Here is a 21,864-nt window from a genome sequence, read left to right on the forward strand (position 1 = left end):
GATAGCTTTTAGTGAGTTTTTTCAAAATTGGATTGATAAATATTACTCCCAAGCTGTGAGTGTTGGCAAAAACGGAGATTTTTATACCGCAGTTAGTGTGGGAAATCTTTTTGGAGTGCTCTTAGCTAATCATTTTTTAAAACTTATAGATGATAAAAAACTAACTTTACCGGTTGAAGTTGTAGAAATAGGAGCAAATGAAGGGCATTTAATGCTTGATTTCATACAAGCTTTATACACTCTTAGAGCTGATATTTTAGAGCAGATTGAGTGTTTTGTCATAGAGCCGCATGAAAAGTTAAGAAGTGTTCAAAAAAAACTTTTTGATGAATATGATTTGGACGTGAAAATTTATAATTCTTTAGAAGAATGTCATTTTAAAAATGCCTTTTTTTATGCTAATGAATTATTTGATTGTTTTGCGTGTGAACTTATAAAAGATAGAACAATGGCATATGTTGATGATGATTTAAACATTATTTTTAAAGCTATGAGTGAAGATCTTTTAAAAGAATGTGAAGAATATGCTATCACTAATAGTGAGCTTTGTATCTCTTATAAACCTTTTTTATCCAAATTAAAACAAACTTGTGAAAAACTAACTTTTGCATGTTTTGATTATGCAAAAAAAGAAGAAAAAATTAGTATTAGAATGTATAAAAATCACCAAGTGTATAATCTTTTTGAAGAGAATTTAAAAGATTTTTTTGCTAAAAGCGATATTACATATAATGTAAATTTTGATCATTTTTTACAAGTTTTAAAAGAAGAGGGCTTTGAGGTGTTGGAATATAAAAATCAAAATCAAGCTTTAATTGACTTTGGCTTAGAAGAAATTATCGAGCAAGCTAAAAATACTAACCCTCAAATTTGTAAAAACTTTATCAACCAAAGTAAAAATTTGATGTTTAACTTTGGCGATAAGTTTAAGTTTTTAGAATTTAAGCTTTAAAATCACTGCTTGTAATATCAAGCCCAAAACCTTTTAAGCCTATAAATTCTTTATCGGTATTTTGACTTAGAAGTTTGATTTTTGAAATTTTTAAATACCTTAAAATTTGCGCTCCTATGCCGTAATTTTTAAATTGTGTGTTTTCTTGTTTTTCATTTTTCATGAAAATAATTACACCACCTTTTTGACTTAAAAATTCAATCTGTTTTAATAATTCATTAAATTTATTAGAAGTTAGAAGCTCAAAGTCGCTTCCACTAAGATAAAATTTAACATTCTCGCATTCTTTCAAAGTGCCAAAGCTAAAAGCTATGTGTTCATTTTCATTGTGATCTTTAAAAGTCATTTTTTTAGCTTTAAAACCTGCTAAAATACTTTCTTCTTCTTTAATTAAAGAAATCAAACTTTCATTTTTTAGACGATACTCGATTAAATCTGAAATAGTAATCATATTAATATCGTGTTTTTTGCAAAACTCAAGCAAATCGCTTCTTCTAGCCATATCTCCATTATCTTTAACAATCTCACATATCACACATGCTTCTTTTAATCCTGCCAAGCGACATAAATCCACCGTGCCTTCTGTATGGCCTGTTCTTTCTAAAACCCCGCCTTTTTTTGCTATCAAAGGATTAATATGACCAGGACGCACAAAATCACTTGCCTTTGCATTATCATCAGCAAAAATTTGTATAGTCATATCCCTTTCATAAGCACTTACTCCTGTTGTTGCATTTTTTGCATCGACAGTGATGGTAAAAGCTGTTTCGTGATTTGATGTATTTTTAGGCACCATTAAAGGTAATTCAAATTTTTTAGCTAAGTTCTCACTCAATGCTACACACACCACACCTCTTGCATGAGTAATGGCAAAATTTACTTTTTCTTGTGAGCTAAATTGTGCAGGGAAAATCAAATCTCCTTCGTTTTCTCTATCTTCTGCATCTACCATAACTAGCATTTTGCCATCTTGAAGTTCTTTTATAGCTTGTTCTACACTAACATATCCCACTATTAATCTCCTTTTTTCTATTTTTTAAGAAATTATATAACATTTTTCTTGACATTATGTAAAAAATAATATATAATACCACTTTTAATTTAAAAATTACTTCATTTATTGGGGTATCGCCAAGCGGTAAGGCAACAGGTTTTGGTCCTGTCATTCAGGGGTTCGAATCCCTTTACCCCATCCACTTCATATGATGCCGCGAAGTAGAGCAGTGGTTAGCTCGTCGGGCTCATAACCCGAAGGTCGGGAGTTCAAATCTCCCCTTCGCAACCAATTCCCTATAAAATTTTTCAAAGAATTTAAATTAAGAGTAAATAAAACTTGTTAATCTTACTTTTAATGATTTTCATTAACCTCTTGAGTATTTTTAATACCCTAGTTAAACATATAAGAAATTCGAAATTATGTATTTTTTGGTTTTAACGCAAAATATATAAAAAAGAATCAAAATAAGAATGAAATTTAAAAAAAAGTTTTAACCAAAATAAAAATACGAGATTAAATAAAATGGTGGATTTAGCAGGCGTGTAATTTACCAACTAAACTCCTAAATATCCATACTTTAATGAAATATTTTTCATTTGCACATACTTTTGCACATACTTTGTATTTTATTGTAAAAATGTGTAAAAAAGTGATATTGTTTTGCTAAATAGGTGATATATTAAAATTTTTAGAGTGTGAATTTCAAGGAAAGAATATTGTGGATTTAAATTCTAACAAAGAAAATACTGCCTGACTAATGAAGAGCAAGTGTTTAATATGTTCAAGAAGCAATTTTAAAAATAGAATATTTATTATTATATGAATTGCTAAAGTAGATTAATTTTATTTTAAAGATTTAACTCCTGATATAATTTTAGCTATTTTTTCAAAGCTATAAACATTTTTTAAAATCATTATCATTTAATTTTTTTCTAATATCTATAATTCTACATTATACTATATTAAATATTTTATTTTATGTCCTGTTTATACTGTAAAATAAAATATAAATGCTATGCTTTAGATAGTTTTAGAAGTTAGTAAAGATATTGTATGTTTAAAACAATAACTATTTTAATGTAATAGTTGTGTTTTAAAAAAGCACTAGCCATATCGAAGATGAAGATACTCAAGTTGGTATTAATGATGAAAATAATAATGGTTGGGAAGATGATGGTTCTTGTGGAGGACAAATTTTTATCTTTAATGGAAAAGATAATAGATGTCGCTCTAAAGACAAATTTTTTGGCTTAACTGGTGGTGGTTGCTGTGATAAAGATAAAGTATTTATAGGGCTTGTACCTTGTAAAGAAGATGAAAAAAAGCTAGCAAAACTCAATAAGCAAAATAGATGTGTAGAAGTTGGTGAATATTGCTCTAAAAAAATTAAATTCATAGGTTGTATTCAGCATAAAAAAACACATTGTTGTTTTAATTCAAAATTAGCAAGAATATTTAATGAACAAGGACGCCCACAAATTAAAAGAGGTTGGGGTTCTCCAAAGAGTCCTGATTGTAGAGGATTTACTCCAGAAGAATTTCAAAAGTTAGATTTTAGTGAAATAGATTTAAGTGAATTTATTGCTGATATTGTTGGAAGTATTGATGTAGATAAAATACAAGCTGATTCTATAAAAATACAAGAAAAGGTTGAAAGCAATCTTGAGAATTTAACAAGAAAGCCTACTAATTAAAAAGAAAATAAAATTATAGAAAGGAGATAGAGTTTAGTTAAAAGTTTGTTTGGTAAAAGCCAAAGGGATTGTTCTAAACCCTGCAAAAGCAGGGGATACTCAATAAGCCTTGACATAGCAAAGTGTTAAGAGTATAATTATAAGGATAATTTTTGTTAGCATTATGCTCACCTCCCTTCTGGGCGGTAAATTAACGCTAAAGGGTTGCGCCCCTTTGGCGTTGCACCCTTAATATAATTATATCAAACAAACTCTTTAACTTCTTTAATACAATTGATGAAAAGATTTTACATTTTATTCCTTAGTGCTTTAATTTTTGCACCTTCTTTATTATTTGGTGCTACAAATATAGATGATAATCATATTATCTTTACTTGGGGCTATGGTGAAGTAGCAAATGATATTTTACAAGTTATAAAAGATGTTATATTTTTGCTTCAATTAACTAATAAAAGTAAAGAATCTTTTCATATCAATATCTTAATCAATAGTGATACACTTTATAAAAATCCTTTATTGCAATATAATATAAATAGAAAAATTTCTAAAGATGATAATATCATTTATGCTTTAAAAAATACTTCTAGTATAAATCAAGCTTTTAAAAACTTAAAACAATTACAAGAAGCATTATTAAAAGAAAATATATTTTTAAATTTTATAGACTTAAATAGCAAAGAAAGTCTTTTAAGTTTTTACAATCAAATATTAAGTAATCATCATCTTAAAGATTATTTTTATATAAAAAATAATCAATTTTTTATTAAAGAAGATATAAAAAATAAAATTATATTTCACAATATCAATTCTTCTTCTATTATAAGTAATTATCTTAGCTTGTTAAATGATTTTAATACTTTAAGTAAGATAGAACTTATAAATATATTAGAAAGTTTAAGTTTATACAATCTTTCAACTTTAATGCAAGATATACAAAAAAGATATTTAAAACTAGAATATAACTTAAAAAGCTTTGATAAAGATAGTATCTTTTTATCTAATATGATTATGAATGTGAGGTTGAAGTAGGTAAATGATAGATTTAGCAGGTGTGGTTTGTTAATTAAAATAAAAACTTTGTAATTGATTTAAAAAATAGCAAGATTTTAAAAGCAATACAAGAGAGATGTTTTAAAGAATTTGGGTAATGTAACTAGGTTTAATAGATATATGCTTTTAAAACAAGGTTTTACAAATCCAAATTCACAAGATGAAGTTTTATATGATGATATTAAATCAATAACATAGATTGATATAAAGGTTTATATCAATCTGGATATAAATTTTAAATAAAATTTACCAAGAAGCTTTTTTATAAAGACTATATATTTTTTAAAAAAGTATTTTTAAACCAAAGTTTTTACTATGATAATAAAACCTATCATTTAAGAAATTAAACTTAAAAAATGAAAATTTGATTATCAAAATTCCTAGTGATTTTTCAAAGCTTTAGAAAATATTATAAAGTATGATAATAGCTCACATAGTATAATTAGTTTTATCTATGAAAAAGATTTATACCTAATATATAATTTAGGTGTAAAATAAATTATTATTATGGTTGTTTATATAATATACAAAAAGCTATTTTTGAAAATATAAAAACTCTTTTTTAATATTTTGAATATAATTTGCCAAAAAAACACTCGGGAGTAAAAAATAAATGGTGGATTTAGCAGGACTCGAACCTGCGACCAACCGGTTATGAGCCGGTTGCTCTAACCAACTGAGCTATAAATCCGCCAGAAGTTAAAATAAAAATGTTATTATATCTTTATTTCCTTAATTTAAATTTAGAATTTTATTTTTACCGCTTTTTCTATTGCTAAATATCTAAAAGTTATTAAATTTTGTAAAATTCCAAAGAAAATCATAAAGGTAGCAAAAGAACTTCCCCCATGACTAAAAAATGGCATAGGTATGCCAACAACAGGAGCAAAACCTATAGTCATTGATATATTTACTGCTACATATATGAAAATAAATAAAGCAATGCAATTTGTCACTACTCTTGTAAAATAATCATCTTTGAGCTTATAATTTAAACTCAATAAGTGAAAAATGAGTAAGGTATAAAGCAGTATGATTACAACCGCACCGATAAAACCAAATCTTTCAGATAAATATGCAAAGATAAAATCACTCGTAGAAATAGGTAAAAATTTAAAATGTGTTTGTGTGGCTTCATCGGCCTTTTTTCCGCTCAAACCACCACTTCCTATAGCAATGATGGATTGTTTTACATGGTAACTTGGCTCTTCAGCTAAGAAATCATGAATTCTTTGTTTTTGATAAGGTTTTAAAAAATCACTATAAATAATAGGTGAAGCTATAGCTATAGCTAAAAAAATACTAAGCCAAATTTTATAATTTACTCCTATAATAAAAAGTGTTCCAAAGCCTACTATTAAAAGTACTAAAGCTGTTCCTAAATCAGGTTCTCCTGCTATAAGTAAAAATGGGAGTAAAATATAAAAACTTAGCTTTAAAAATTGTTTTAAACCATAGCCATTATGAGGTGGAGGGTTTTGATAAATCAAATAAGCTAACATTAAAATAAAAGAAGGCTTAAAAATTTCAGAAGGCTGTATGGTAAAATGTGTAAAAGGTATCTCAAGCCATCTTCTAGCTCCAAGTTTTTCAACACCAAAAATATCCACGCTCAAAAGCAAAGCTATATTGATCCAATATAATACAGGTATAAGCCACATTAATCTTCTTAAAGGTAAAAAGAAAAAAAACGCAAATCCTGTAAAACCCACTAAAGTATAGATAAATTGTTTTTCGGCTAAGCGTGTATTTGCTTCATAAATTAAAAGAAAAGATATAGCTATGATAGGCAACACTAAAAGAGGTTGAACAAAATCAAAATGCGTTAGAATTCTTCTATCAAGTTTTATCAAAGCTAACCTTTTTTACAAAATATTGTGTAATTATATGCTAAAATTGCAAATTTTATCACAAGGAAATATAATATGCTAAAAATTTCATCACTTTGTGAAGAAAGATTGGATATTTTTTTATCAGATATACTTAAGCAAAGTCGTTCGCAAGTTACTAAACTTATCAAAGAAAACTGCATATATATTAATGAAAAATTAGAAAATAAAAGTTCTAAAAAAATAAAACAAAAAGATGAAATAAGTATTTTTTTACCTTTAGTAAAAGAAGCCAAAGAAAGCTACACGCCTGAGTTTGATATAGAAATTTTATATGAAGATGATGATGTTTTAGTTTTAAACAAAGCTCCTAATGTTGTCGTACATGGTGCAAGTAGTGTTAAAGAAGCGACTTTGGTGGATTGGCTTTTACATAAGGGCTATGCTTTATCAAATTTAAATGGAGAGCATAGAGCAGGGCTTGTGCATAGACTTGATAAAGGCACAAGTGGAGCTATCATCATAGCTAAAAACAATCAAGCGCATCAATTTCTAGCAAATCAGCTTTTAGATAAAAGTATGGGTAGATTTTACCTTGCTTTGAGTGAATTGCCTTTGAAAAATGATAAAATGAGTAATGAAAAAGCCATTATGCGTTGTCCCAATAATAGGCTTAAAAAAATTACTACAAATACCAAAAATCCTTTAGCAAAAAATGCAAAAACAGATTTTATAAATTTATTAAGTGCTAAAAACTGCTCTTTGATAGCTGCTAAGTTATACACAGGAAGAACCCATCAAATTAGGGTGCATTTGGCAGATTTTAATCGCTATATTTTAGGAGATGAATTATACGGATATAAAGGAAAAATAAAGTATAATAGAGTAATGCTTCATGCGTATTTGATTTATTTTATTCATCCTAGGACTAAAGAGTTAATGTTTATAAAAGCTCCTATGTTTGATGATTTTTATCAAATTTTAAAAGAAAATTTTACACAAGGAGAGATAGATGAAAAAACTTCACTGGATTATCTTAAGTTCTGCTTTAGCTTTTAGTGCTTGTAGTACAACTATGAGTTCGCCTCAAATTGCCCAAGTAAATGATACTTTACCAAAAATTTCAAGCATTAAAAGTATAAGTGATATTACAAGTATAGCTTTTGAATGGGAACCATTGTATGATCAAAATATAGCAGGATATTATATTTATAGAGCAAATGCAGCTGGTGCACCTATGGAGCTTATAGCAAAAATTAAAAATAAATTTCAAACTCATTATACTGATACAAATTTAGAGCCAAATACAAGATATTATTATTCTATGAAAACCTTTAATGAGCTTGGACAAGTTTCTCAAGATGGTGTAAGCATAGAAGCTTTTACAAATAGAGTGATTGATCCAGTACCTTTTGTGCAAGCTATTGTTGGTTTGCCAAATCGTGTAAAAATAGTTTGGAGACCACATCCTGATGTAAGAGTAAATTCATACATCATTGAGCGTGCAAACATGAAAGATATGAAATTTAAAGAATTAACTAGGGTTAAAAATCGTTTAAGTGCTGAATATATAGATGATTCATTAAAACCTGATGAAAGCTTTCAATATAGAATTATAGCTTTAACTTATGATGGTATTAAAAGTACTCCAAGTAAGATAGTCGAATCAACTACCAAAGCGCTTCCTCCTATGGTAAGTAATTTACAAGCAAGTAAAGATGCGCCAAGAAAAATCATTTTAACTTGGGATAAAATTGATTATGCTGATTTTGCTTATTATAAAATTTATTCTAGCTCAACCACCTTTTTACCTTTTAGCGTGGTAGCTAAAACTTCTGAAAATACTTATGAAGATGTAGTTAAAGGTGTGGCTGAAAAAAGATATTATAAAGTTAGTATGGTCGATAAAGATGGCTTGGAAAGTCCTATAGCAAGCGAGCCTGTAGAAGGTATTACCCTAGGAGCACCATTAGCGCCAAGTATTGTTTTGTGTGCTATTGAAGATGATGGTATTAGAGTTGAATGGGTTGATAATGATGATAGAGCTAAAGAGTATATAGTTAAAAGAAGTGGCGGTGGAAGTAATGCTGTGTTTAAAGAGATTAAATCTAAACAATTAAAAGATATCACAGCTGTTCCTGGAAAAGTGTATAGTTATGAAGTTATAGCTATTGATGCAAATGGTATAGAATCAAAAGCTTCTGATAAATTTACAGCGGTGAAATAATGCCAAATTTTAAGTGTAAAATTTTAAAAGAAATTCAACTTCCTTTTGAAAAAGATGGGGTTGAATTTTTATGGCTTGCTAAAGGTGAAAATGTTGATTTGCTTTTTACGCGCATAAAGCAAGAAAACTTTTTTTTGCAGATTAAAAAAGATGAAAAAAAACAAGAATGGCTTATTAAAGGTGAAAAACACACTAAACCTTCGCAAATTGGGTACTTGCAAAAAGCTTTACTTGTGTTTAAAGAAAATTTCACTCAAGATGTAGTCTGTGAAGCTGTGGCGTTAAAACACACAAGGTTAATCCAAAAAACACCTTTAATTGCTAATGATTTAAAAGAGTTGTTAGAGCAAATAAAAAACAAAAAGCAAATTTTTATTGAAATAGGCTTTGGAAGTGGTAGGCATTTGCTTTATCAAGCAAGATTAAATCCTGATGTTTTGATTATAGGTATAGAAATTTACACCCCTGCATTAGAGCAAGTAGCTAAACTTGCCTTAAGTGAAAACTTAAATAATGTTTTATTAATAGAAACTGATGCAAGATTATTATTAAGCGTACTTGAATCTAACTTGGTAGATAAAATCTTTTTGCATTTTCCTGTTCCTTGGGATAAAAAGCCTCACCGTAGGGTAGTGGGGTTAAATTTTGCAAATGAATGTGCTAGAGTTTTAAAAGAAAATGGACAATTTGAACTTAGAACGGATAGCTTTTTATATTTTGATTTTACTTTGGAAACTTTTTTAACTTTTTCGCATTTAAAAGCTTTAATCAAAAAAAATGAAAATTTAGAAATTTCAAGTAAATACGAAGATCGCTGGAAAAGACAAAATAAAGATATATATAATTTAATCATCAGTGGTTTTAGCAAGAGTGAAAGTTTAAGCAAGGATCAAAAATTTGCTATTGAAGATTTAAAATTAAACACAGAAGAATTAGCTTGTGTAAAAAAGAATTTTAAAAATGAAGTTTTTAAAGGTGAGGATTTTTTCTTGCATTTTGAAAAAATGTATATTAAGGATGATGGGCTTATCATTAAAATAGCTTTTGGCGCTTTTTACAAGCCTGAACATGTTTATATAGCTTTAAATACACAAAAAATAGAATTTATCTTTGAGCAACCCTTTAAAACTAAAGAAAATTTAAAAGCTATAGAAAAATTAAGAGAAATATTGTATTCTTATATCAAATAATAATTTATAAAATAAATAAGGAAAAAGTAGTGATGATAGAAGCTAAAAAGCTTTGTCTTGGTTATGATGAACTTGTTATAGAAAATGCTAGTTTTTCGCTAAAAGATAATGATTTTGTTTTTATTACAGGAAAAAGTGGTAGTGGAAAATCAACTTTGTTAAAATCTTTCTATGGAGATTTGGAGCCAATAAGTGGAAGCTTAAAGGTTTGTAATAATGACTTAGTGGATATTTCTAATGCTGAGCTTTTGCAGCTTAGGCAAAAAATAGGAATTATTTTTCAAGATTATCGTTTAGTTCAAGAATTTAGTGTAGAAAAAAATGTAATGTTACCTTTGATGATTAAAGGTTATAGTAAGAATGTATGTAAAGAGCAAGCCGCAAAGCTTTTAAAGCATGTAAATTTAACTTTCAAAGCTGATAAAAAGCCAGCTCAGCTTTCAGGTGGAGAGCAACAACGTGTGGCTATGGCAAGAGCTTTGGCGCATAATCCAAAATTACTCTTATGTGATGAACCAACGGGAAATTTAGATGAGTATTCTTCAGATATTATATGGACTTTATTAAAATCAGCTAGAGAAATACTTGGAACTTGCGTGGTAGTTGTTACACATAGAATTCCTACTAATTTAAGACTTGATTATCGTCGTTTTAATATAGAAAATGGGAGAATGAATGAAATCTTTTAAAAATCATCTTTCTTTAATATTTGCTTTAATGGTGATGATGTTTGCTTTTGAGTTTTTGATTATCACAAATAAAACTATTGAATATTATGAAAAACTTTTAAATAAAGACTATAATATCATTTTAGTAGGAAAAACTCACTTAGATAAAAAAAGCATAGAAGATCAAGTAAGTCATTTTCAGTCTTTAGAAATTTTAAATCCAAATGAAATGATAGACAGACTTAAAAATGATATATCAGCCAAAAACATAGAGGTTTTAAAGGCTACATTGCCAAAATTTTATACTTTAAAACTCAATAAACTTTTGTCAGAAGATGAACTAAATGCTTTAAAAGATAAGCTTTTAAAAAATCCTAATATTACTAAAGTAGAAACTTTTGCAAAAACGCATACAAAAATTTACAAACTTTTGGTTTTGGTAAAATTTTTATTATGGTTTTTCTTGTTTATTATAATATTGCTTAGTTTTGTATTATTACTTAAGCAAATGAAAATTTGGCTTTTTGAGCATACTCAAAGAGTGGAAATCATGTGTTTACTTGGGGCGCCGTTTTGGTTTAGATCTTTTATGCTTTATAAGATTGTTTTTATTGATTGTTTTATAGCATTTTTGTTGCTTGTATTATTTTTTACCCAAGTTTACGATCTTGAATCTATTAAGCTAGCTTTACAAAGTGTGGATATTAGCTTGCCTAAAATAAGTATTTTCACACATTTGTTTTTGATTTTTTTAGCAATGCTTTGTGTTTGTTTTGCTTGTGTGAATTTTGTAATGTTTAAGGTTAGAAAATGAAAAAATGCTTTTTGCTTTTTTTGTTTTCTTTTTCTGTTTTATTTGCAAATGAAATTGCGCAAAAGCAAAAAGATATTAAAGAAAATGAACGTATAGTAAAGCAACTTTCTAAAAAATTAGAAGATTTAGCTAGTGAAATTTTAGATAATGAGAAAAATTTAAAAAAAATCGCTTCAGAAATTAGCACTTTAACTTCAAAAACCTCTAAGCTTGAAAGCTCGGTAAAAACTCAAATAAAAGCACTAGAACAACTTAATGTGCAAAATAAAGATCTTTTGCAAAATAAAAATAAAATCGAAGGAAAGATAATCGATTTAATTGCTAAAGATTTTGCTTATGATTTGGCAATTCCTAAAAATTATATTGAAAGTGAAGATAGTATTATAGCTTTAGAATTAGTTGGGGTTTTGGATAAAATTTTTAAGGAAGAATTTTACCAAATTTCAAAAGATTATGAAGATATAAGCAAAAAAATAGAAGAAAAACAAACACAAATCACTACAATTAATAGCAATTTAAAAGTTTATAAAGATCAAATTGATGAGCTTAGAAATCTTAGAAAAAAACAAGAACAAGAAATAGCTAAGCAAAAAACCGATAAGGAAATTTATACTAGAAAACTTTCTAATTTACAAGCCCAACAACAAGAATTAAGAAAAACACTTAATAAATTAAAAATTATCAAAGAAAAAGAAGAAGAAAAATTAGCACAAAAAAAAGAAGACAAAAAACCAAATTCAAACATAAAACAAGTGGGTTCAAGCTATCAAACAAGCAGTGTTAAGCGCTATAGTGGCCCCAAGACAATCGCCCCTTTAGAATCTTACACAGTAAAACAAAAATTTGGAAATTACATAGATCCTATTTATAATATTAAAATTTATAATGAAAATGTAGTTTTAAAAAGTGATAGTGCTAATGCTGCAGTGAGAAATGTTTTAGATGGTAAAGTGGTTTTTGCAAAAGCAACTCCAACTTTAAAACAAGTTGTGATTGTTGAAAATAAAGATGGTATACATACTATTTATGCACATTTAGATAAAATTGCACCTGGGGTTAAAGTGGGTAGAAATATTAAAAAAGGTTATATTATAGGCAGGGTTGAGAGTGATTTAACTTTTGAAGTAACACAAAAGAATTTTCATATTAATCCTTTAGAAATGATTAAATAAATTAGTTTTTTTTAATGCGAATTTTGATATAGTTTCAAATCAAAGGAGAAATTTAATGAACAATAAAAGAAAAAGAGTATTGGTTAAATTTTCTGGGGAAGCTTTGGCTGGAGAAAATGGGTTTGGTATAGAAAATTCTATTTTAAAATACATAGCTTCTGAAATAAAAAGCTTGATTAATGAAAATGTTGAAGTAGGTATAGTAATAGGCGGTGGAAATATCATTAGAGGGGTATCTGCTGCAAGAGATGGACTTATAAAAAGAACAAGTGGCGATCATATGGGTATGCTTGCTACTGTGATTAATTCTATAGCTATGCAAGAAGCATTAGAAAGCGCTGGGCTTGATGTAAGGGTTCAAAGTGCTATTCAAATGGAAGCATTTTGTGAAACTTATATCATGAGAAGAGCACATAGACATTTAGAAAAAGGACGTATAGTTATCTTTGCTTGTGGTACAGGTAATCCTTATTTTACTACAGATACTGCTGCAACTTTAAGAGCGGTAGAAATTCAAGCAGATATGATTATTAAAGCAACTAAGGTAGATGGAATTTATGATAAAGATCCTAAAAAATATGATGATGCAATTATGCTTAATGAGCTAAGTTATGAAAGAGCTTTGCATGATAATATTAAAGTTATGGATGATACTGCAATAGCCTTAGCTAAAGATAATGCTTTACCTATTGTGGTATGTAATATGTTTAAAGAAGGAAATTTATTAAAAATCATCCAAGGCGATATGAGTTTATGCTCTATTGTTAAAAATCAAGATTAAAGGTAAAAAATGAGAGTAGAACAAATAGCTGCAAAAGCATTAAAAAAACTAAAAGATGATAGATATAAACTAGCTCTTGTAGTGGCTAAAAGAGCTGAAGAGCTTGCAAATGGTGCAGAACCTTTGGTAAATTTAGATAAAAATAAATACAAATATACCGACATTGCTTTACATGAAATAGCAGAAGATAAAATCGTTTTAGAGGGATTTATTGAAGCTAGTAAATGATGAGTTATTGTTAGATAAACTTGTTGATGATGTTAAAAATTGTAAGGATTTACAAAGAGCAAAAGAAATCCTTTTTATGGTTTTCCCGCAATCTGCTGTTTTAGAAAAAGCAGTAGATTTTTGTATCCAAAAACACGAAGGACAATTTAGAAAAAGTGGAGAGCCATATGCAGTTCATCCTATATTAGTGGCTTCTTTTGTGGCTTTTTTAAGTCCGGTGCAGTCTATGATCATAGCTGCATTATTGCACGATGTTTTAGAGGATACAAATTGCAGTGAAGAGGAATTAAATGCAAATTTTGGCGAAGAGGTAACCAAATTAGTTCAAGGCTTAACCAAAATAGTCAGTATTAGAGAAGATCATCTTACACGCTCTAATTCTAATGAAAAACTTGCAAAATCTGCTTTGACTTTTAGAAATATGCTTTTAGCTGGTGTTGAAGATGTGAGTGTGCTTGTAATAAAACTTTGCGATAGATTACATAATATGCTTACTTTAAATTTTTTAAGAGAAGATAAACAAAAAAGAATCAGCGAAGAAACCTTGGTAGTATATGCACCTATAGCTCACAGACTTGGAATTTCAAGTATAAAAAATTTACTTGAGGATTTAAGTTTTAAGTTTTTATTACCTGATGAGTACGCACAAATTGATAATTATATAAATGCAAAAGATCAACAAATTCAACTTGGATTTAATGAATTTATTTCAAAGATAGAAATGTTGTTTTTAGAGAATGGTTTTAGACAAGGCAGTTTTGTTATACATAAAAGAATTAAACATAATTATTCTATTTATTTGAAAATGCAAAGAAAAGGTGTAGGACTTGATGAAGTTTTAGATCTTTTAGGTGTAAGAATTTTGGTAGAAAAAGTTTATGATTGTTACTTGGCTTTAGGAATTTTACATACGCATTTTAATCCTTTAATCTCAAGATTTAAAGACTATATAGCCTTGCCAAAGCAAAATGGTTATCAAACTTTACATACAACGCTTTTTGATGCAAAAAATATCATAGAAGCACAAATTCGCACCTTTGATATGCACAAGACTGCTGAATTTGGCGTGGCAGCACATTGGAAATACAAAGAAGGAAATATAACAACACCAAATTTAGATTGGCTTGCAGATATTTCCATGCATGGCAAAGAAGAAGGAAATAATATACAAGATTGTGATGCTATTGAGCTTTATGAATATGCAAAAGATAGTTTATATATAGAAGATATAGCGGTGTATTCTCCAAAAGGTGAGATTTTCACTTTGCCGCGTGGGGCTACGGCTTTGGATTTTGCATATGAGGTTCATACTAAAGTAGGGCTTCATGCAAAAACTGCTTTTGTTAATCGTATGAGAGTGCCGCTTTTAACTGTGTTAAAAAATGGAGATATAGTTAGTATAGAAACTTCAGAGGAAGAATTTTTTAGATGTTCTTGGATAGATAGTGTTAAAACAGGAAAGGCTAGGGCTAGTATAAGAGATTTTTGTAAGCAAAAGAAAAAAGAATTAAATAATAAAATTGCTATAAATCTTTTATCTACAGTATTTAATAAAGATTCTAAGCTTATAGAAGAGTGGCTTGAAAAAGAAAAATTTAACAAAAAGCTCAGACAAATTGCTTTAGATTTTAATTATTTTAAAGAGGTAATTATAGCTCTTAGAAAATATGTAGGGCAAAATCAAGCAGCTAAATTTGAGCAAAATGAGCAAAAATTTGAAAGTATAGTGATTGGTTCTAACTATAAAGTAACCACGATTAATTTTGATTATTGTTGTAGACCTAAAAGAGGGGATGAAATCATTGCTTTTAGACACTCAACTGGAGCAACGATACACCATAAACTTTGCGAGCAAGCAATGAAAATGATAGAAGATAATAAAGAAATGGTTTTTGTTTCTTGGAATGATAGCTCGATAAAAAGTTACAAAATCATCGTTTCTATAGAAAATAAAAAAGGTTCTTTAGCAGATTTTCTAACTACTTTAGCTAAAATGCAAATTAATGTTTTAAGTATTAATTCAGCTGATTCAGAGCCTGTGGTGGCAAATTATTTTGAAGTGCAGGTTGAATTACCTAATAATGTAGATGTTGAAAATGCAAAAGAAAGATTAAAAGCTAGGTATAAAATTTTAGACTTTACATCTTTAAATGATGCGTATAACAATCACTAAAAAAAGGTTTTGTAATGAATATTGAAGAAATTATTAAAGAAATTAAACGAGGAATAGCAGAAATTATTGATGAGGAAAGATTAGTTTCTTTGGTAAAAAATTACTATGAAAAAGGTGAAAATTTTTTTGTAAAGGCTGGTTTTGATCCTACGGCTGCTGATTTGCATTTGGGTCATACTGTGGTTTTGAGCAAAATGGCTTTGCTTCAAAAGCATGGAGCTATAGTGCAGTTTTTAATAGGTGATTTTACTGCTCAAATAGGCGATCCAACAGGAAAAAGTGCTACAAGAAAAAAGCTTGATAAAGAAGAAGTACTTAAAAATGCCAAAACTTATGAAGAGCAAGTTTTTAAGATTTTAGATCCAAGTAAAACTCAAATTCATTTTAATTCTAAATGGCTAAATGAGCTTGGTGCTGCTGGTATAGTAGAGCTTACGTCGACTTTTAGCGTTGCTAGAATGCTTGAAAGAGATGATTTTACCAAGCGTTTTAAAGAACAAAGTCCTATATCAATTTGTGAGTTTTTATATCCACTTTTACAAGGTTATGATAGCGTTGCATTAAAAAGTGATATAGAAATGGGTGGAACGGATCAAAAGTTTAATCTTTTAATGGGTAGACAGCTTCAAAGAGTATATAATTGTCAAAAAGAACAAGCAGTAATGATGATGCCATTGCTTGAAGGCCTTGATGGTGTAAATAAAATGAGTAAAAGCTTGGGAAATTATATCGGTGTGACTGAAAATGCCAAAGATATGTATGCTAAGGTTTTGAGTATAAGTGATGAGTTAATGTTTAGATATTATGAGCTTTTAAGTGAAAAAAGCTTAAATGAAATTTCACAAATAAAAGATGATATTAAAAATGGTTCATTACATCCTAAAAAAGCTAAGGAAAATTTAGCTTTAGAAATTACTGCACGTTTTCACTCAAGCGAATGTGCTTTAAAAGCTAAGGAAGAATTTGATAAAGTTCATAGTGCAAAAGAGCTTCCTAGTGATATGCCAAGTTTTGCCTTAGAAGGTAGTATTTGGCTAGCAAAAGCTATAGTAGAGTGTAAAATGGAAAGCTCTACTTCAGCAGCTAGAAGATTGATTAATTCTAATGCAGTAAGTGTTAATGGAGAAAAAGTTCAAGATGAACAATACCAACTAGAAAGCGGTGAATATATTTTACAAGTTGGAAAAAGAAAATTTGCAAAATTAAAGGTAATATGATGAGTTTTAAAGCTTTAAAAATTGGAAAGCATGAGATAAAATATCCTATTTTTCAAGGTGGTATGGGACTTGGTATAAGTTGGGACAAACTTGCTTCTGCGGTTTCTTTAAATGGTGGATTAGGGATTATTTCTTCAGTAGGAACTGGATATTATGAAAATAGAATACACATAGATAAAGAGTTCAATGCAAAGCCTTATGGTAGTGATAATTTTTACTCAAAAGCAGGTTTAAAAGCCTTGATAGATAATGCTAGAAAGGTTTGCAAAGATGCGCCTTTGGGCTGTAATATTTTATATGCAAGTAATAATTATGCGCAAATTGCACGCAATGCTTGTGAAGTTGGTTTTAATGTAATAGTTTCAGGCGCAGGGCTTCCTACAAATTTACCTGAATTTACACAAGATTATCCTGATGTTGCTTTGGTGCCTATTGTATCATCAGCTAAGGCTTTAAAAATTATTTGCAAAAGATGGCAAAGCAGATACAATCGCTTACCTGATGCAGTTATAGTTGAAGGACCAAAAAGTGGAGGACATCAAGGTTTTACTTATGAGCAATGCTTAATGGATGAATATCAATTAGAAAATGTAGTACCACAAGTTGCACAAGAAATTAAAAACTGGGGAGATATACCATTAATTGCTGCAGGTGGAATTTGGGATAAGCAAGATATAGAAAAAATGATGTCTTTAGGGGCAAGTGGTGTTCAAATGGGAACTCGCTTTATAGGAACTTTTGAATGCGATGCGAGTGATGATTTTAAACAAGTATTGCTAGATTGTAAAAAAGAAGATATTGAGCTTTTAAAATCTCCGGTTGGCTATCCTGCAAGAGGGGTAAGAACTAACCTTTTAAATTTAGTAGATAAAAGAATGGGGCCAAAAATTTCTTGTGTGAGTAATTGTGTTGCACCATGCGGTAGAGGCAAGGAAGCTACTAAGGTGGGTTATTGTATAGCAGATAGATTATATGATGCTTGGAGTGGTAAAAAAGAAACAGGCTTATTTTTTACAGGGGCTAATGGATATAGACTAGATAAGCTTATTAGTGTAGAAGAGCTAATGAAAAAATTAGTTAATGGTGAAGATGCTTAGAATATTTTTTATTTTTTTATTATTTTGTCTTAGTGTTTTTGCAAATGCAGAAGTTAAGAAATTTGATCAAAATTTTTTAACTTCTAATTCAGAAGAAAAACTACAATTGCACCAGCAATTAAAATCTTTGTATATACAAAGTGTGATTAATGATAATAATGAAGAAAAAAATGAGATTTTAAAAAGATTAATCATAAGTTCAAATTCTTTAGGTTTTGATGATAGAGCTTATGTGCAAGAGCTTAAAGAAAGTGGAGTAAGTGAAGAAGAAATTTCACGTTTAAAAAATGCTTTAAAAGTTATACAAGATCAAAAAATAAAAAAAGAACAAACAAAAATTGAAACTAATGTCACATCACCTATTAATAAAAAAGAAGATAAAAAAGAAGATAAAAAAGAAGATAAAAAAGAAGATAAAAAAGAAGATAAAAAAGAAGATAAAAAAGAAGATAAAAAAGCTCCGGTGCAAAAAGAGCTTTTTGTGCTTGATGTTAAAAAATTAGACAATGGCATCTTACTTGATTTGAGTGAAAAAATCAGTCAAAAAGATATTAAAAACTTTACTCTCAAAGGTGATAAGAATTTTCGTTATGTTGCAGATTTTGATGGAATTTTAAAAGGACCTAAGAGAAATTTTGAATTTAAAGATTTTGATATTATCGTGTCGCAATTTAACCCAACAAGTATGCGTTTGGTCTTAAGCTCAAAAAAAGAATTAAAGATCAAAATAGAGCTTAAAGAACAAAGTCTTTTTATGGGGCTTGAAAAGGTAGAAAAAAAAGAAGAACCCAAACCTATAGTTAAACAACAAAATGAAGTCAAAAAAACAGAAGTTAAAAAAGAGCCTTTATATATTTTAAAATCAAGTAAAGATAAAAATGGTATTAATTTGAAATTAAACAATGATATTGATATTGAAGATATTAAAATCAATTCTTTTAAAGATGGCAAAACATATCGTTCTATTGTAAGCTTTGAAGCTATTTTAGAAGGTGATAGAAAAAAAATCGATATCAACAAAAATCAATCCATCACAATAGTGCAATTTAATAAAACTACAGTAAGAGTTGTTTTAAATTCTACTAGTGATTTTAAAACTAATCTTGATTTAGACGATGAGGAATTGTTTATAGGCTTTGAAAAAAAGGCTAAAAAAACACCGACAAAAACTACTTCAAAAATGGCAAAAACTACCATTAAAAAATCAGGTAAAATCATAGTAATTGACCCAGGTCATGGAGGTAAAGATCCAGGTACTTTGGGTGATAAGGGTGTTAGAGAAAAAGATGTAGTTTTAAGCGTGGCTTTAAAACTTGGTAATGAGCTTAAAAAACGCGGATATAGAATTTATTATACTAGAAGTACGGATAAATTTATAAACTTAAGAGATAGAACTTCTATGGCTAATGAAAAAATGGCAGATTTGTTTATTTCTATCCATGCTAATGCAGCTCCAAATAAACAAAGAGCTAAAACTTTACAAGGTATTGAAACTTTCTTCTTGTCGCCTGCAAGAAGCGAAAGAAGCAAAAAAGCTGCTGAGTTGGAAAATCAATCTGATTTTGAAGAGATGAATTATTTTTCTAAACAAACCTTTTTAAATTTTTTAAACCGTGAAAAAATAGTTGCTTCAAATAAATTGGCTATCGATGTTCAAAAAAAGATTTTAAGTAATGTAAGAAAAAAATATAAAGTTGTGGATGGTGGAGTTAGAGAAGCTCCTTTTTGGGTTTTAGTGGGTGCGCAAATGCCTGCTATATTGATTGAAACAGGTTATATTAGTCATCCTAGTGAAAGAAATAGATTAACAAATAAAAATTTCCAAGAATTATTAGCCATTGGTATTGCTAATGGTATAGAGAGTTATTTTTATAAAAATCAATGAAAAAAGCAAATATTATCATTAAAAACAATGCACCTTTTTCTTTAGATTTTGATGATTATTATTTTAATTCTAGTGATGGTTTAAGTGAGAGTGAATTTATCTACACTAATGCTTTTGAATTTCAAACAAAACAAACTATCATTGCAGAGCTTGGTTTTGGTATAGGTTTAAATTTTTTCCTTACTTTAAGGCGTTTTATAAAGGAAAAAAAAGAAAATCAAAGACTATTTTATCTTAGTTTTGAAAATTTTTATATAGAAAAAGAAACATTAAGAGAAATTTATAAAAATCTTGGTTTTTATGAGGAATTTGAAGAGCTTTTAGAACAGTTTTTAAAATTTTATCCCCCATGTAAAGATGGAGTTTATAGATTTTATTTTCAAGATTGTTTTTTAGACTTGGTATTTGGTAATGCTAAAGAAAAGTTACAAAATTTAGACTTTAAAGCTGATATTTGGTATCTAGATGGTTTTGCTCCTGCTAAAAATCAAGAGATGTTTGATGAGGATATTATAAACAAAGTTGCTAAAAATTCAAAAATAAATGCCAAGATTTTAACCTTTTCTTCTGCAAGCATTTTAAAAAAAGCTTTAATTAATAATAATTTTCAAGTACAAAAGATCAAAGGTTTTAAAAAAAGAGAAATGATACAGGCTATTTTTAATGGCCTTGAGTTTGAAGATAAATTTGCTTATTTTAACACTCCGTGTTTGAAAAAAGAGATACAAAAAATAGCCATCATCGGAGCAGGTATAGCCGGAGCTAGTATAGCTTATGAGCTTTCTTTAAGAAATGTTCAAGTAGATGTTTTTGAAAAAGAAAATTCATTAGGAAAAGGTGCTTCTGGAAATATCAATGGAATTTTAAGCTCTTTGATTTTAAAACCTGATGTATTATTGGGTGAGTTTTCACAATATGCTTTTTTAGAGGCTAGTAGATTTTATAGGCAAATTTTAGGTTTAATTCCTCAAGGAGTTTATGAATTTGCTCATAATGAGCTTATGCAAGAGCGTTTTGATAGTCAAAAAGATAATGTTTTATTTGAAATTATTAACAACCAAGCCTTTTTAAAAGATGGAGCTTGCATAAAGCCCCAAGAGCTTGTAAAAACTCTTTTACAAAAAAGCAAGGCCAGGGTGTTTTTTGAGTATGAATTTAAAGATTATTCTTATGAAAATGAAAAGTTTTCTTTGCAATTTAATAATCAAAAAACATTAAAAGATTATGATGTGTTAATTTATGCTCAAGGTGCTGATGTTAAGAATTTTTTAGAGTATAAATATATGAAATTAAGCAGTGTTAGAGGGCAATGTACTCATTTAAAACCATTTTTAAAAAATTCTCATGCTTTATCTTCAAAAGGCTATATTTGTCCTATCAATGAAGAATTGAATTTGCAACTTATTGGCGCAAGTTATGATAGGCTTAATCAAGATACAACGCTTTTAAAAAATGATGATTTGCAAAATATTGAAAATATAAAAGAATTTTTACAAGGTGAGAATTTAGAAATTATGGGTGGTAAAGTAGGATTTAGATCATATTCTAGTGATAGATTTGCCATAATAGGTCAAGCTTATGATGAAAATTTTTATATGCAAAATTATAAGGCACTTTTATGGCATAAAAATAAAAGTCAAGTAGAGCCAAATGATTTTATTCCTTTGTATTTTTCTATTGCTCATGGATCTAGGGCTTTTGCTAGTGCTATTATTGGAGCTAGAATGCTTAGTGCATTAATCTTTGATGAACCAAAAATAGAAAAAGATTTTTTACATGCCACTCATCCTGCTAGATTTTTAATCAGAATGCTAAAAAAAGGAAAAATTTTATAACAAGTAGTTTTTTTGTTTGAAATGCTATTAGCTATATTGTAAAAATATAATGCTA

The 21,864-nt window shown here is 28.6% G+C and carries 18 protein-coding genes and 3 tRNA genes; 18 read left to right on the top strand and 3 right to left on the bottom strand.

What is annotated here, in order from left to right:
- The first annotated feature begins 1 nt into the window (after position 1).
- Positions 2-952 carry an SAM-dependent methyltransferase gene (locus L8V82_RS03410; RefSeq protein ID WP_318529671.1) on the top strand — a complete coding sequence of 317 codons (951 nt, stop codon included), beginning with the start codon at positions 2-4 and terminating at the stop codon, positions 950-952.
- On the opposite strand, the gene L8V82_RS03415 is transcribed toward L8V82_RS03410, so the two are convergent.
- Entirely contained in the window at positions 942-1,964 is a 1,023-nt protein-coding gene (locus L8V82_RS03415) for a bifunctional 3,4-dihydroxy-2-butanone 4-phosphate synthase/GTP cyclohydrolase II (protein ID WP_263724022.1), read from the bottom strand. The two genes, L8V82_RS03410 and L8V82_RS03415, sit on opposite strands and share 11 nt — an antisense overlap.
- A 109-nt stretch (positions 1,965-2,073) precedes the next feature.
- On the opposite strand from L8V82_RS03415, the gene L8V82_RS03420 reads away from it, so the two are divergent.
- The 4 genes from L8V82_RS03420 to L8V82_RS03435 all read left to right on the top strand — a co-directional run bounded on the left by L8V82_RS03420 (position 2,074) and on the right by L8V82_RS03435 (position 4,672).
- Positions 2,074-2,148: transfer RNA gene (locus tag L8V82_RS03420), tRNA-Gln, on the top strand.
- Between the two features lie 13 nt (positions 2,149-2,161).
- Positions 2,162-2,237: transfer RNA gene (locus L8V82_RS03425), tRNA-Met, on the top strand.
- 911 nt (positions 2,238-3,148) lie between these two features.
- A complete protein-coding gene (gene traN, locus L8V82_RS03430) occupies positions 3,149-3,643 on the top strand; it encodes a conjugal transfer protein TraN (RefSeq protein WP_263724074.1) in 495 nt (164 codons plus the stop codon).
- Positions 3,644-3,919: 276 nt separating this feature from the next.
- The gene (locus L8V82_RS03435; protein WP_263724023.1) at positions 3,920-4,672 is read left to right on the top strand and encodes a hypothetical protein; all 753 of its coding nucleotides are present in this window, start codon (positions 3,920-3,922) and stop codon (positions 4,670-4,672) included.
- Between the two features lie 635 nt (positions 4,673-5,307).
- Here L8V82_RS03435 and L8V82_RS03440 read toward each other — a convergent pair.
- A tRNA-Ile gene (locus L8V82_RS03440) sits at positions 5,308-5,384 on the bottom strand.
- 52 nt (positions 5,385-5,436) lie between these two features.
- Positions 5,437-6,546, bottom strand: a complete 1,110-nt coding sequence (locus tag L8V82_RS03445; protein ID WP_263724024.1) for an FtsW/RodA/SpoVE family cell cycle protein — start codon at positions 6,544-6,546, stop codon at positions 5,437-5,439.
- A 72-nt stretch (positions 6,547-6,618) separates the two neighbouring features.
- Here L8V82_RS03445 and L8V82_RS03450 point away from each other — a divergent pair, with 72 nt between their 5' ends.
- Genes L8V82_RS03450 through mnmC form a run of 13 tightly spaced genes read left to right on the top strand, consistent with a single transcriptional unit; the run spans position 6,619 to position 21,809 of the window.
- Positions 6,619-7,581 (top strand): RluA family pseudouridine synthase, encoded by a 963-nt coding sequence (locus L8V82_RS03450; protein ID WP_263724025.1) that lies wholly within the window; start codon positions 6,619-6,621, stop codon positions 7,579-7,581.
- Positions 7,535-8,749 (top strand): fibronectin type III domain-containing protein, encoded by a 1,215-nt coding sequence (locus L8V82_RS03455; protein WP_263724026.1) that lies wholly within the window; start codon positions 7,535-7,537, stop codon positions 8,747-8,749. The genes L8V82_RS03450 and L8V82_RS03455 overlap by 47 nt, the downstream gene beginning before the upstream one ends.
- Complete coding sequence (gene trmB / locus L8V82_RS03460) at positions 8,749-9,939, top strand: tRNA (guanosine(46)-N7)-methyltransferase TrmB (RefSeq protein ID WP_263724027.1); 1,191 nt, start codon at positions 8,749-8,751, stop codon at positions 9,937-9,939. The genes L8V82_RS03455 and trmB overlap by 1 nt, the downstream gene beginning before the upstream one ends.
- Before the next feature lie 32 nt (positions 9,940-9,971).
- A complete protein-coding gene (locus tag L8V82_RS03465) occupies positions 9,972-10,628 on the top strand; it encodes a cell division ATP-binding protein FtsE (RefSeq protein WP_039642523.1) in 657 nt (218 codons plus the stop codon).
- Positions 10,615-11,421: an ABC transporter permease gene (locus L8V82_RS03470; RefSeq protein WP_263724028.1), complete on the top strand. Its 807-nt coding sequence runs from the start codon at positions 10,615-10,617 to the stop codon at positions 11,419-11,421. Before L8V82_RS03465 ends, L8V82_RS03470 begins: the two co-directional genes overlap by 14 nt.
- Positions 11,418-12,593 (top strand): murein hydrolase activator EnvC family protein, encoded by a 1,176-nt coding sequence (locus tag L8V82_RS03475; protein WP_263724029.1) that lies wholly within the window; start codon positions 11,418-11,420, stop codon positions 12,591-12,593. The genes L8V82_RS03470 and L8V82_RS03475 overlap by 4 nt, the downstream gene beginning before the upstream one ends.
- Positions 12,594-12,648: 55 nt before the next feature.
- Entirely contained in the window at positions 12,649-13,374 is a 726-nt protein-coding gene (pyrH, locus tag L8V82_RS03480) for a UMP kinase (protein WP_039628219.1), read from the top strand.
- 9 nt (positions 13,375-13,383) lie between these two features.
- Positions 13,384-13,602 carry a DNA-directed RNA polymerase subunit omega gene (locus L8V82_RS03485; protein WP_039618002.1) on the top strand — a complete coding sequence of 73 codons (219 nt, stop codon included), beginning with the start codon at positions 13,384-13,386 and terminating at the stop codon, positions 13,600-13,602.
- On the top strand, positions 13,586-15,775 hold the full coding sequence (locus L8V82_RS03490) for a RelA/SpoT family protein (protein ID WP_263724030.1): 2,190 nt from the start codon (positions 13,586-13,588) through the stop codon (positions 15,773-15,775). Before L8V82_RS03485 ends, L8V82_RS03490 begins: the two co-directional genes overlap by 17 nt.
- A 14-nt stretch (positions 15,776-15,789) precedes the next feature.
- On the top strand, positions 15,790-16,992 hold the full coding sequence (tyrS, locus tag L8V82_RS03495) for a tyrosine--tRNA ligase (RefSeq protein ID WP_214099483.1): 1,203 nt from the start codon (positions 15,790-15,792) through the stop codon (positions 16,990-16,992).
- Positions 16,992-18,089 (top strand): nitronate monooxygenase, encoded by a 1,098-nt coding sequence (locus tag L8V82_RS03500; RefSeq protein WP_214126380.1) that lies wholly within the window; start codon positions 16,992-16,994, stop codon positions 18,087-18,089. The genes tyrS and L8V82_RS03500 overlap by 1 nt, the downstream gene beginning before the upstream one ends.
- Positions 18,082-19,974, top strand: a complete 1,893-nt coding sequence (locus L8V82_RS03505) for an N-acetylmuramoyl-L-alanine amidase family protein (protein ID WP_263724031.1) — start codon at positions 18,082-18,084, stop codon at positions 19,972-19,974. The genes L8V82_RS03500 and L8V82_RS03505 overlap by 8 nt, the downstream gene beginning before the upstream one ends.
- Positions 19,971-21,809, top strand: coding sequence for a bifunctional tRNA (5-methylaminomethyl-2-thiouridine)(34)-methyltransferase MnmD/FAD-dependent 5-carboxymethylaminomethyl-2-thiouridine(34) oxidoreductase MnmC (gene mnmC, locus L8V82_RS03510; protein WP_263724032.1), 1,839 nt, complete (start codon positions 19,971-19,973; stop codon positions 21,807-21,809). The genes L8V82_RS03505 and mnmC overlap by 4 nt, the downstream gene beginning before the upstream one ends.
- The last annotated feature ends 55 nt before the right edge of the window (positions 21,810-21,864 follow it).

The sequence above is a fragment of the Campylobacter sp. IFREMER_LSEM_CL2151 genome (assembly GCF_025771725.1).
Classification (GTDB): domain Bacteria; phylum Campylobacterota; class Campylobacteria; order Campylobacterales; family Campylobacteraceae; genus Campylobacter_D; species Campylobacter_D lari_C.

Excerpts from the sequence above, each read along its gene's own strand:
- L8V82_RS03470 (WP_263724028.1), top strand. The coding sequence starts at position 10,615 with ATGAAATCTTTTAAAAATCATCTTTCTTTAATATTTGCTTTAATGGTG.
- L8V82_RS03505 (WP_263724031.1), top strand. The coding sequence starts at position 18,082 with ATGCTTAGAATATTTTTTATTTTTTTATTATTTTGTCTTAGTGTTTTT.
- L8V82_RS03465 (WP_039642523.1), top strand. The coding sequence starts at position 9,972 with ATGATAGAAGCTAAAAAGCTTTGTCTTGGTTATGATGAACTTGTTATA.
- mnmC (WP_263724032.1), top strand. The coding sequence starts at position 19,971 with ATGAAAAAAGCAAATATTATCATTAAAAACAATGCACCTTTTTCTTTA.
- pyrH (WP_039628219.1), top strand. The coding sequence starts at position 12,649 with ATGAACAATAAAAGAAAAAGAGTATTGGTTAAATTTTCTGGGGAAGCT.
- L8V82_RS03450 (WP_263724025.1), top strand. The coding sequence starts at position 6,619 with ATGCTAAAAATTTCATCACTTTGTGAAGAAAGATTGGATATTTTTTTA.
- trmB (WP_263724027.1), top strand. The coding sequence starts at position 8,749 with ATGCCAAATTTTAAGTGTAAAATTTTAAAAGAAATTCAACTTCCTTTT.
- L8V82_RS03435 (WP_263724023.1), top strand. The coding sequence starts at position 3,920 with ATGAAAAGATTTTACATTTTATTCCTTAGTGCTTTAATTTTTGCACCT.
- L8V82_RS03475 (WP_263724029.1), top strand. The coding sequence starts at position 11,418 with ATGAAAAAATGCTTTTTGCTTTTTTTGTTTTCTTTTTCTGTTTTATTT.
- L8V82_RS03455 (WP_263724026.1), top strand. The coding sequence starts at position 7,535 with ATGAAAAAACTTCACTGGATTATCTTAAGTTCTGCTTTAGCTTTTAGT.
- L8V82_RS03500 (WP_214126380.1), top strand. The coding sequence starts at position 16,992 with ATGAGTTTTAAAGCTTTAAAAATTGGAAAGCATGAGATAAAATATCCT.
- tyrS (WP_214099483.1), top strand. The coding sequence starts at position 15,790 with ATGAATATTGAAGAAATTATTAAAGAAATTAAACGAGGAATAGCAGAA.
- L8V82_RS03485 (WP_039618002.1), top strand. The coding sequence starts at position 13,384 with ATGAGAGTAGAACAAATAGCTGCAAAAGCATTAAAAAAACTAAAAGAT.